The 8,837-nt window shown below is 48.4% G+C and carries 4 protein-coding genes; 2 read left to right on the top strand and 2 right to left on the bottom strand.

The genetic code is table 11. The features are described 5' to 3' along the window. Both ACR2PX_RS06475 and ACR2PX_RS06480 read right to left on the bottom strand, forming a co-directional pair. The coding region (locus ACR2PX_RS06475; protein ID WP_433998546.1) for a putative Ig domain-containing protein at nucleotides 1-4,593 on the bottom strand (4,593 nt) is incomplete at its 3' end. A gap of 669 nt (nucleotides 4,594-5,262) precedes the next feature. After that, nucleotides 5,263-6,870, bottom strand: coding sequence for a sodium:solute symporter family transporter (locus ACR2PX_RS06480; RefSeq protein ID WP_433998547.1), 1,608 nt, complete (start codon nucleotides 6,868-6,870; stop codon nucleotides 5,263-5,265). Between the two features lie 188 nt (nucleotides 6,871-7,058). Between ACR2PX_RS06480 and ACR2PX_RS06485 the strand changes: the two genes are divergently transcribed. Both ACR2PX_RS06485 and ACR2PX_RS06490 read left to right on the top strand, forming a co-directional pair. Beyond that, nucleotides 7,059-8,360 (top strand): DUF2157 domain-containing protein, encoded by a 1,302-nt coding sequence (locus ACR2PX_RS06485; RefSeq protein ID WP_433998548.1) that lies wholly within the window; start codon nucleotides 7,059-7,061, stop codon nucleotides 8,358-8,360. Next, nucleotides 8,357-8,837: GDYXXLXY domain-containing protein (locus ACR2PX_RS06490; RefSeq protein ID WP_433998549.1), on the top strand; the 481-nt coding region annotated here is incomplete at its 3' end. The genes ACR2PX_RS06485 and ACR2PX_RS06490, both read left to right, overlap by 4 nt.

Here is an 8,837-nt window from a genome sequence, read left to right on the forward strand (position 1 = left end):
GAAGTAATCACTGAGGTCCAAGGTCACTATCTGTTCTTGAATAACAGTCTGATCCGGTATTTCGCTGACCAGCTGAACCGGATTGCTGACCACTGTCACCACAAAAGTATCGCTAACAGCGCCATCCTGATTATCCACGACCTCAACGCGAATATCAAAACTGGTTACCTGACTGTCGCTATCAGGCGCAATGGTCAGGATAGGGCCGTTCTGAGTGATAAACGAAGGGGCTGCATCGCCGCTAACCAAAGTCACGAAAGAATCCAAAGGATCATCGTCTGGGTCTGTGAAGTAATCAGTGAGGTCCAAGGTCACTGTCTGGCCTTGAATCACAGTCTGATCCGGTATTTCGCTGATCAGCTGTGGCGCTGGGTTGACCACTGTCACCACAAAGGTATCGCTAACAGCGCTATATTGATTGTCCACGACCTCAACGCGAATATCAAAACTGGTTACCTGACTGTCGTTATCAGGCGCAATGGTCAGGATAGGGCCGTTCTGAGTGATAAACGAAGGGGCTGCATCGCCGTTGGCCAAAGTCACGAAAGAATCCAAAGGATCATCGTCTGGGTCTGTAAAGTAATCAGTGAGGTCCAAGGTCACTGTCTGACCTTGAATCACAGTCTGATCCGGTATTTCGCTGATCAGCTCAGGCGCAGGGTTGACCACTGTCACAGAAAAAGTATCCAAAACAGCGTCACTCTGACTATCCACGACCGCAATGCTAATGCCAAAACTGGTTACCTGAGTATCGTAAACAGGCGCAATGGTCAGAATATGGCCTGCCAGACTAATAAACGAAGGGGCAGGGTTGCCGTTGGCCAAGCTCACGGAATAAAACAAAGGATCACCGTCTGGGTCTGTGAAGTAATCAGTGAGGTCCAAGGTCACTGTCTGACCTTGAATAACAGTCTGATCCGGTATTTCGCTGATCTGCTGTGGCGCCGGGTTGACCACTGTCACAGACAAGATATCAGAGGCTTGGCCGCCTTGATCGTTCATTGCCGCCACGCTAATGCCAAAACTGGTTGCCTGAGTATCGTAAACAGGCGCAAAGGTCAGAATATGGCCTGCCAGACTGATAAACGATGGAGCAGGATTACCGTTGGACAGGCTCACAGAATACGTTAAAGGGTCGCCTTCTGCATCAGTGAAGTAATCAGTGAGGTCCAAGGTCACTGTCTGATCTTGAATAATAGTCTGATCCGGTATAGCGCTGATCAGCTGAACCGTATTGCTGACCACTGTCACCACAAAGGTATCGCTAACAGCGTCATCCTGATTATCCACGACCTCAACGCGAATATCAAAACTGGTTACCTGACTGTCGCTATCAGGCGCAATGGTCAGGATAGGGCCGTTCTGAGTGATAAACGAAGGGGCTGCATCGCCGTTGACCAAAGTCACGAAAGAATCCAAAGGATCATCGTCTGGGTCTGTGAAGTAATCAGTGAGATCCAAGGTCACTGTCTGACCTTGAATAACAGTCTGATCCGGTATTTCGCTGATCAGCAGTGGCGCAGGGTTGACCACTGTCACAGAAAAGGCATCGGAGGCCTGGCCACCTTGATCGTCCATTGCCGATACGCGAATGCCATAGCTAGTTACCTGGCTACCGTTATCAGGCGCAATGATAAGGATATGCCCGTCTATACTGATAAAAGATGGGGCAGGGAGGCCGTTGTCCAGGCTCACAGAATACGCCAAAGGGTCGCCGGATGCATCGGTGAAGTAATCATTGAGATCCAAGGTGGTTGTCTGACCCTGAATCACAGTCTGATCCGGTATGTCGCTAATCCGCTGAGGCGGCAGCTTATGAACAAACAGGTTAAAACTACCGCTGACTGAGGCTGCACTGTAACCATCGGTAGCGGTTATCTCGATGTTGTAAAGCCCCGGATCAGTACCCACAGTAGGCGCGAAGGTCAGAGTATGCCCGTCTAGACTGATGAAAGATGGGGCGGCATCGCCGTTGGCTAGGTCTACTGAATAGATCAAGTCATCGAGCGCGTCATCTGTGAAATAGGAGTTGAGATCCAAATCTAATGCCTCGTTCACAAAAAGATCCTGATCCGGTATAGCACTGGTCAGCTGAGGCGGCTGGTTCTCGCTAACGCCCACCCAAAAAACATCCTCAGAAAGGCCGCCTTGCCCATCTTGTACCCGCACTCTGATGTTATAACTGTCAAGCTCGGTGCCGTCATCAGGCGCAATGGTCAGAGTGTGGTCATCCAGGCTGATAAACGAAGGAGCGACATCGCCGTTGGACAGGGTTACGGAATAGGTTAAAGGGTCGCCTTCTACATCGGTGAAATAGTCGTTGAGATCCAACTCAACAGTCTGGTGCACAAAAACAGACTGATCCGGTATGTCGCTAATGCGCTGGGGTGGGTGGTTTAGAACCTGCAGGTCAAAACTACCGCTGGCTGAGGCAGCATTGTAGCTATCTGTAGCGAATACCTCGATGTTGTAAACCCCAAGCAAAGTATCAGCAGGAGGCGCAATGGTCAGAACCTGATCAGCCACACTAATAAAAGAAGGGGCAGGGTTGCCGCTGGCGAGCTGCACTGAATAGGTTAAGTCATCGACCGCGTCATCTGTGAAATAGTCACTGAGATCCAACGCTAACGTCTCGTTCACAAAAACAGGCTGATCCGGTATACCATCTTCCACTAACTGAGGCGGCTGGTTCTGGATAACGTGCACCCAAAAAACATCAGCAGAAAGGCCGCCTTGATCGTCTTGTACCCGCACTCTGATGTTATAGCTCTGTAACGCACTAGTGTCATCAGGCGCAATGGTCAGGGTATGGTCATCCAGACTGATAAAAGAAGGAGCGGCATCGCCGTTGGACAGGGTTACGGAATAGGTTAAAGGGTCGCCTTCTGCATCGGTGAAATAGTCGTTGAGATCCAACTCAACAGTCTGGTGCACAAAAACAGACTGATCCGGTATGTCGCTAATGCGTTGGGGTGGGTGGTTTTGAACAAACAGATCAAAACTACCGCTGGCTGAGGCAGCATTGTAGCTATCAGTGGCGGATACCTCGATGTTGTAAACCCCAAGCAAAGTATCAGCAGGAGGCGCAATGGTCAGAACCTGATCAACCACACTAATAAACGAAGGGGCCGGATTACCGCTAGCGAGCTGTACTGAATAGGTCAAGTCATCGACCGCGTCATCGGTGAAATAGTCGCTCAGATCCAACGCTACTGTCTGGTTCACATAAACAGCTTGATCAGGGATTTCGTTGGTCAGCTCAGGCGGCTGGTTTTCGCGCACATCCACCCAAAAGGTATCGCCAACATTACCGCCTTGATCATCTTGTACCCGCACTCTGATGTTATAACTCTTGAGATCAGTGCTGTCATCGGGCGCAATAGTCAGTGTATGGTCGTCCAGGCTGATAAACGAAGGGGTAGGATCGCCACTGGACAGGCTCACGGAATACTCTAGAGGGTCGCCTTCTGCATCGGTGAAATAGGCGCTGAGATCCAACGCAACTGTCTGCTGCACAAAAACAGACTGATCCGGTATGTAGCTGATGCGCTCTGGCGGCTGATTAACAACAAACACGCCAAAACTACCGCTGGCTGAGGCAGCATTGTAGCTGTCGGTAGCGGATACCTCGATGTAGTAAATCGCCGGATCAGTACCAGCAGGAGGCGCAATGGTCAGAGTATGCCCGTCTAGACTGATGAACGACGGGGCCGGATTACCGCTGGCGAGCTGCACTGAATAGGTTAAGTCATCGACCGCGTCATCTGTGAAATAGTCGCCCAGATCCAACGCTAACGTCTCATTCACATAAACAGCTTGATCAGGGATTTCGCTGGTCAGCTCAGGCGGCTGGTTCTGGATAACGAGCACCCAAAAAACATCAGCAGATTGCCCGCTTTGACCATCTTGTACACGCACTCTGATGTTATAGCTCTGTAACGCACTAGTGTCATCAGGCGCAATGGTCAGAGTATGGTCGTCCAGGCTGATAAAAGAAGGAGCAGCATCGCCGTTGGACAGAGTTACGGAATAGGTTAAAGGGTCGCCTTCAGCATCGGTGAAATAATCGTTGAGATCCAACACAACTGTCTGATGCACAAAAACAGACTGATCCGGTATGTCGCTAATGCGCTGGGGTGGGTAGTTAAGAAGGTGTGCATACTGAGTGTAACTGCCTTTCCAGCCTGCATGTGGACCGCTGCAGGCAGGATAGCAATACGTAACTTGAAGCAGGTAGGTATGCCCAGATGAAGCTGCATTGGGCGTAAAGGTAATGGTTGCATCCTCGTCATTCAGTTCAAAGACCTCTGGCAAATCAGAACTGCCGTCGACGGTAACAGAGAAATCTACTGCCTGTTGCGGAACGTGCGTGGCCACACCTTCCGAAAATTCAACACAATCGAAGTCACCCGATAAAGACCCAGTCCATGACTCTCCAGAATATACTGAGATATTGGTGCCATCATCGGGATGATCCTGTGCGGCACAATGGTCGTAGCTAGTATGCTCTGCCCAAGCGCTGCTTGCAAAAAGCAAGGCGCCCAAACTGAACCATATTTCCAATCTAAGAGCTTTATTCGCGACAAATAACATAACCTACCTCTATTGAGTATCCTTACCAAGCATGGGGAGTACCGGCGGCACGCCCTGCAATCCTTTCTCGGACTGCAAAAGTAAGATGCCAATTTTATAGCAGAATTCAGCAAAATTTACCAACAGAACCAGACGCACTTGCTAATAACTTATCCACAGATGGCCTCTAACCCTATCTTGAAATAAATGCTGTATTTTTTCTCAGTAAAGCCTAAAAATTAAACAAATACATCACAAGTTATCAATAATTTCTATTTAGACAGCATGTAATCCTTTGGCGTGCTAATGATACCGATCACTTGTGCAGCAGCATCAGAAAAGATTTGAGTGCTACTGGGTCATTACACTGAATGATCGGACATCAATGCAAACAGTCCAAAAATGCCTGAACCACCTTACTCTCGATTAGCTGCACAATTTTTGCCTTTTCAAGTGCTTGATACACGCGCATCAAATCGTCTGGATCTGCGCACAGCTGGAGCCCAAGCAACACACGTCCCAAAAACGCAACGATACGCTCACAGGGATACACAGCAGATGAAATAGTTCTGGATTAACCCCAAAAGCAGCCTGTGTGCTGCATTGTGCAACCAAACCAACAGCTAGCCCGTGCTACTGGGCGCTACTCGATGCGGTGTGTGCGCACTGAGCGCACATATCTCTATGAACTTAAGGGATCAGCCAGTTCACCACAAACAGAAGCCCCATGGCAGCAAACATAAATGCAATCAGCCAGTAGCTTATTGCATCTACACGGCCTGGTATACGATACCAGCCGTTTTCTTTCTCGGGCAGGTTCTCAGCTGCAAAATAGGCTTTCTGCCCTGCAACGCTCCAGCGCGAAAGTGTCTGAGGGCCATCAAGCAGCATACTGGCCGGTATCGCGATCACCACGTTGACCGCAGCACCGATCAAGCCGTACCATGCCCAAGAAATATCTGTGAACTGGTCCACCAACAGGATAGCTACAAAACCTACCGCGACTCCTACTAATAGGCCTTTTTCGGCAGTACGACGCGAGAAAAAACCCAAGCCAAACATGCTGAGCTTGGCTCCGACAAAGTACGAACCCACTTTGCTCAACACAGCTAGGATAGAGCCTTCTGATACTGTATAGACCATCGCAGGCATAATAACCAAGCTGGCCCACATCAAGGTAAACCAGCGTGTAGCCTTCAGATAATGGAGCTCATCAGCTTGAGGCTTAATATATTTCTGATAAAAATCAGTCGTGGTAATAGTAGCCAGCGAATTGAACGAAGAATCTAGGCTCGATAGTGAAGCCGCCAATACCGCCGCAGCCAAAATACCCATCAAGCCCGGCACTCCAATACTAGCAGCAAATTCAAGGATGATGGTATTGCTATTTTCAAACACCCTGCCTTCGTAATAGCTATAAAACAGAATGCCCAGGAAAAAGAAAAGCGCATACAGAAAAATGGCACTAAAGCCCATCAGCAGATAGGCCTTTTTGGCATCACCAATACTTTTGGCTGCAAGAGTACGTTGCACCATCATTTGGTTGGCTCCGTATACGGTAATATGAAAGATGGTCATGCCGATCAGCCCAGCAATCACTGTATTTTCACGGTTGAAGACCAGAGAAAAATCAAGCGGATTCGTTTTGCCTTGCGCTTTCAGCTCAGACAGTACCTCTACTAGCGGCAGCGACATACCTGCTATCAGGTAGTAACAAATAATGCCGGCTCCAACAAGCAGTACGATTGCCTGCACCACATCTGTCCAGATCACTGCCGCAATACCGCCCATGGCAGTATAAATCAGTGCAACAATGGCAACCAGCACAATAATGTAATGGACTGAAACGCCGGTAATATACGCCAGTATCAATGCAGTGCTGTAGAGAATAGCACCAGCCGTTAGAGTTTGGGAGAGCAAAAATACGATGGACATCAAGCTGCGTGAAGCTTTGCCAAAGCGCTTCTCCATATAGTCGTAGATGGAAGCAGCACCGCTGTTATAAAAAAATGGTAGAAAGAAAATCAGCACCACTGCAATAACCAAAGGGTAATTCAAATGCAGTGCAATCACGGAAAAACCTTCTGAGTAAGACCAAGCCGGTCCCCCCAGAAAGGATAGAGCACTGACATAGGTCGCAAGCACAGATAAGCCGATGGCCCACCAAGGAATATCACGATTGCCCAGATAAAAACTTTGGGCGCTGTTAGTCGAACGGCCCAATATGTAACCTAAAACTAGATTAATAGCGACATAGCCACCCATAATGCTCCAATTCAAAACTCCAAATTCAGCCATATACTGCCTCTATCTACCTGATAAAAAATGCGCACTGCAAAGCTGGTAGTTTACCCTCCCATGCCGATGTGCAATACGAGACACCACTCTAGACGTCACGCCACTAGTGCCAGTATTAACTGCCAGAAAACAGACTTTCAAACTAGTAAATAGGCTAAAATTTAGGCCCCGCAGCTAGGCAGAGTACTATGCGTTTAATACGACTGCTAAAAACTGATATCGCTAGAGAAGCGTCTGAATGGGTGGCTGACTCTCTGATATCGGAAGCTCAAGCAGAAGCAATCTGCAAGCGCTACGATGTCGATTACCATCAGGTGCAAAGCAAATCCTTTGCTTATTCAGTGCTGACCGGGTTGGCTTATCTATTTATCGGACTCGCTGTCATTATCAGTGTGGGCGCCAATTGGGATGACATTCCAAGGGGCATCCGTATGGGTGGATTGATCGCCTTGACTATGGCAACACAGGCTTTCGGGATTCGCAAATACCTAGCCGGCGATCTGAGTGGGGCAACAGGTATTTTTCTGTTGGGCAACATGTTCTACGGTGCCGCCATCATCTTGATCGCTCAGATCTACCACTTAGGCGAACATATGCCAGACGGGATTTTCTGGTGGGCTCTGGGCAGCTTGCCCTTTGCCCTTCTAGTCAAAAGCCCCCTGTTGATGTGGCAATCCCTGCTGCTGGCTGTCATCTGGTTTATGATTGAAGCTGCCTTAGGGTTCTATCCGGCTTTATTTCCGCTCTTTATAGCAAGCGCACTATACCTATTAATAATAGGCAAACGCAGTATTACGCTATTACTTGCGACTGTGTTCAGCATTTTTCTGTGGTTTGAATACACCTTGAGCGCCTTGTGGCGCACAGGCCTGCATTTACAAATAGAAGCGGAACATATTGTGGTGAGCGTCGCACTGTTTATTGTGCTTTACGCTTTTAGCCGCTGGTTGCATTGCAGGAATTTGGCATTGGCAAAAGACTACGGAGCCGTGTTAGCACTATGGAGCCTGCGCTTTGGGTTAGTAATGATGCTGATCATGAGTTTCGAGTCCCCTTGGCAAGAACTCCTTGACGCCGAATGGGACCATCAAGCATCCATGCTCATGATAGCGGGGATACTGTCTGGGTTTGCGCTCTATTTGGCCAGATACTCCGGCAACCTCACGACCACAGTTGCCATAGTATCTTTCTATGCACTCACTCTGATCATAGTGCTAGCGTACCCAGTACCAGCAGTCTATTTGCAGGTAGCCTACAATCTTGCCCTGATTGCTGCAGGGATCTGGCTGATACTCAAAAGTATACAGAAGGGTATTTCTCACTACTTCTTTTTAGGAGTCAGCACTATTCTGCTGACAGCCTTCATGCGCTATGTGGATTTAATTGGCGACTACATCAGCAGTGCTTTGCTGTTTATAGTATGTGCAGCCCTGTTACTGGGCGCTGCGGAATATTGGAAACAGTATCAGAATAAAACGGCCAAACTATGAATCAGCTAGCACTCGCAGGCGTAATAGGTGCCGTTCTTTTACAATTTTTGGTGTTGACAGGCATGTATGTTAAAGCCGCCACACCTCTATGGACGGGAGAAGAGATTAGGGTTAAAACAACCCCGATAGACCCACGTTCACTATTTAGAGGAAACTACGCAAAATTGCGTTACGACTTTAATCGCATAGCACGGCGGTACTTCTCTGGTAATGACACTCTGCGCAATGGCGAAATTGTTTATGTCTCACTCAAAAAGGGGCCGCAACAAACGTTTGAATTTGCTGCTGCTAGTCTAGAACAACCTGTGGATGTGGATACTGTATTTTTAAGAGGCAGAGTGACTGGCACAACTGAAGTTGAAAACGAGAAATACTACACTATCAATTACGGTATCGACGCATTTTTTGCTCCGCAGAACGAAGCTTTGCTTCTAGAACAAGAGCTGCGCGATGGCGGGGTTGCGATATTAATGGTAG

Source organism: Endozoicomonas sp. (genome assembly GCF_051008435.1).
GTDB lineage: Bacteria > Pseudomonadota > Gammaproteobacteria > Pseudomonadales > Endozoicomonadaceae > Endozoicomonas_A.